The organism is Mesorhizobium sanjuanii (genome assembly GCF_002529485.1).
In the GTDB taxonomy this organism is placed as follows: domain Bacteria; phylum Pseudomonadota; class Alphaproteobacteria; order Rhizobiales; family Rhizobiaceae; genus Mesorhizobium; species Mesorhizobium sanjuanii.
The window spans coordinates 1-3,481 of sequence record NZ_NWQG01000182.1; the positions used below are offsets into that span (position 1 = coordinate 1).

Genomic DNA, 3,481 nt, shown 5'->3' on the forward strand with positions numbered 1-3,481 from the left:
GCGATTTGGAGGCCGCCAGCACGCTGCCGAGGCGGGCGACTTCGCAGACATAGCGCAACTGCCGGATGGTCAGGTTCATGGCTCTTGTTATATTAAATAGTGAATGTTCCCCACAATAATACATTTTATGGTGACGAAGAAACCCGCCAGATTGCCCGGGCTGACAAGGCTGCCGGAAGAGCGGCCATGGAACGAGGGGTTCGAACCGCATGCCGAATGGGATCTCTCCCATTGCCGATGCCGATGATCTGTGCAGCCTGGCTGCTGCGGAGCTTAATGCCGCCTACCGCACTGGTGGGCTGTCGCCCGTCGAGGTGACGCTGGCGGCGCTGGAACGCGCCGAAGCGATCAATCCGCTTTTCAACGCCTTCACCATGATCGACCGCAAGGGTGCGATCGAGGCCGCCGGCGCCTCCGAGAAACGCTGGCGGGCGGGCGAGCCGCTGTCCCCCGCCGACGGCATACCGACGACGCTCAAGGACATCGTCTGGGTCGACGGCTGGAGCGTGCGCTACGGCAGCAGGACGACGTCGTCCGCCGCCTATGACAAGGATGCCCCTGCGGTTGCCCTGCTGCGCAGAGCCGGCGCCGTCTTCATCGGGCAGACGACGACGCCCGAATTCGGCTGGAAGGCGATCACCGACAGCGGGCTGTGCGGCATCACGCGCAATCCCTGGAATGCGCAAAAGACGCCCGGCGGTTCCTCCGGCGGCGCGGCGGTGGCGGCCGCCACCGGCGCCGGCGTCTTCCATCTCGGCACCGATGGCGGCGGCTCGATCCGCATCCCGGCCTCGTTCACCGGCATTGCCGGATTGAAGCCGACCTTCGGCCGTGTGCCGGCCTATCCGTCCAGCGCGTTCGGAACCGTCGCTCATATCGGGCCGATGGCGCGGACGGCACTTGATCTTGCCGTCATGGCCGGCGCCATGTCCGGCCGCGATATCAGCGACTGGCAGCAAGGCGTGGGAACGCTGGCGCCGCTTGGCCGGATCGAGAATACTTTGCAGGGCGCCCGGATCGGCTACTGGTCGAAGCCGCCGTCAGGAGCGCTGGATTCCGGGATCGCCGCGGTTGTCTCTCATGCCTTGACGTATTTCGAGGCATTCGGCGCGACAGTCGAGCCGATTGATCTTCCAGGTGGCGATCTCCTCGATCTTTTCCAGCATCATTGGTTCACCGGCGCCGCGGCGCGGCTGGCACTGGTCGCGCCGGACGAACGGGCAGGCATCGATCCGGGCTTCCTTGAGATCGCGCGGGCAGGGGCGGCGTTCGAGGCCCAGGCGCTTGTCGCCGCGCAGTTGCAGCGCACCGAATTCGGCGCCGCCATGGACCGGCTGCTCGACGCCTATGATTTCATCGTTTCGCCGGGAACATCGGTGCCGGCCTTCGACGTCGGACTTGAGGTGCCCCCGGACAGCGGCCTGTCGCGCTGGACCGAATGGGCGGCGTTCAGCTATCCAATCAATCTCAGCCAGCAACCGGCCTGCGTCATCCCTTGCGGGATGACCACGGCGGGCCTGCCGGTCGGCTTCCAGATCATCGGCGCGCGCGGCGACGATGCCCGCGTGCTGTCGGCGGCGGCCGACCTGGAGGCCGCCTTTCCGCCCATGACCGAAGCGTTTCGCCTGAAGGATTTCGCCTGAAAATTTCACATGAAGAAAAGACTCTAACCAACGCCAAAAAGGGGAACTTTGCCATGATGAACAGACGCGCAATGCTGCAAGGCGTGGTTGGCGCGGGTGCGGCCGGCGCCGCGCTTCTTGCCGACATGAACAATGCCGCGATCGCCCAGGACGCCACGCCCATTCCGGTCGGTTCGGCCCTGCCGATGTCCGGCATCGCCGCCGCCGACGGCATCGAGTTCAAGAACGGTCTCGAGCTTGCCGCCGAGGAGATCAATGCGGCGGGCGGCATTCTTGGCCGGCCTGTCGAGATCCACATCGAAGACACCAAGGAAATGGGCGCGGACCTCGTCAGCCAGTCGATGCAGCGCCTGATCGACCGCTTCGAGGCGCCGGTCATCATCAACGGCTACAATCTCGGCACCAACATGATCGAGATGGACGTCGCCGCCGACAACGACGTCATCATGATGCACTACAACACGCTGATTTCGCACAATGAGAAGTTCAAGACCGACCCGGCCCGCTATTACAGCTCCTTCCAGGGCGACCCGCCGGAGTTCTGGTATGGACCGGGCTGCCTGAACTTCCTCAAGACGCTTGCCGCGGACGGCAAATGGAAGGCGCCGAACAAGAAGATCGCCATCATCCCGTCGGCCAACGAATATTCGATCGTCATCGCCAACGCGATCCGCGACAAGGCGGCCGAATACGGCTTCGAGGTCAGCCTGTTCGAGACCGTTCCGTTCCCGACCAACCAGTGGGGACCGACGCTGGCAAAGCTCCGCCAAGACCCGCCGGCGGCGATCCTGGTGACGCACTTCCTGCCGCAAGACCTGGCGCAGTTCATGGTCCAGTTCCTCGCCGAGCCGATCAACAGCCTGATCTACATGCAGTACGGACCATCGCTGCCGGCGTTCCGCGAGATCGGCGGCGAGGCGGTCAACGGCGTCGTCTATTCGACGGTGATCGGCTGCCTGCCGGACGATTTCTCCAAGCCTTTCCGCGAGAGCTACCGGGCCAAGTTCGGTCCGAACTCGGCCTACATCACGGGGTCGCAGACCTATGACGGCCTGTGGATGTGGGCGCTTGCCGCGGCGATCGCCGGCGGTCCGGGCGAACCGATGAACAAGGAGCAGACCACCAAGGTGGCCAATGCCATGAAGCGCCTGGTCTATCGCGGGGTCAACGGCACCTATAGGGCCGATCCGGCCGGCCAGTCGGCCTTCTGCTATCCGACGCAGGTGGCCGATCCGTCGCTTGGCATGCCGCACCAGTTCCTGCAGCATCAGGATTACAAGACCGATCCGAAGCTGATCGCGCCGGTGCTCTATGCCACGGACAGCTTCATTGTGCCGCCATGGATCAAATGAACCGGACGCGGAAATGAAACCAACGAACCGGCCGGGTTTGCGCCCGACCGGTTGCCACCAGGTAAGATAACAGATGCCAGGCAAACGAGATGACTGAGGCCGCGGGCCCGATGCTGGTTTGTGACGGTGTGGTCAAACGGTTCGGCTCGCTGGCCGCCGTCGACGGCGTGTCGATGGTGGTCAACCCGGGCGAGATCGTCGGCATTGGCGGGCCGAACGGCGCCGGCAAGACGACCTTCTTCGACGTCGTGACCGGGATCACGCCGGCCAGCGGCGGCCGGGTGCATTTCGGCGACACCGACATTTCGACTTTTCCGGCCGACCGCATCTGCCAGCTCGGCATGGCCCGCACCTTCCAGCTCAATGCCGCCTTCGACAGCCTGACCGTTCGTGAAAACATCGAGATCGCCGCCTATTTCGGCCGGCAGCGGCGAAGGCTGGCCGGCTTCCGCCTTGGCGAGGACGTCCGGCAGGCGACGATGGAGG

3 protein-coding genes are annotated in these 3,481 nt (G+C 64.5%); all 3 read left to right on the top strand.

What is annotated here, in order from left to right; genetic code table 11:
* Positions 1-209: 209 nt before the first annotated feature.
* Entirely contained in the window at positions 210-1,643 is a 1,434-nt protein-coding gene (locus CN311_RS24355) for an amidase (protein WP_097576226.1), read from the top strand.
* A gap of 53 nt (positions 1,644-1,696) precedes the next feature.
* The gene (locus tag CN311_RS24360; RefSeq protein WP_097576227.1) at positions 1,697-2,995 is read left to right on the top strand and encodes an ABC transporter substrate-binding protein; all 1,299 of its coding nucleotides are present in this window, start codon (positions 1,697-1,699) and stop codon (positions 2,993-2,995) included.
* 89 nt (positions 2,996-3,084) lie between these two features.
* Positions 3,085-3,481: ATP-binding cassette domain-containing protein (locus tag CN311_RS24365; protein WP_115504268.1), on the top strand; the 397-nt coding region annotated here is incomplete at its 3' end.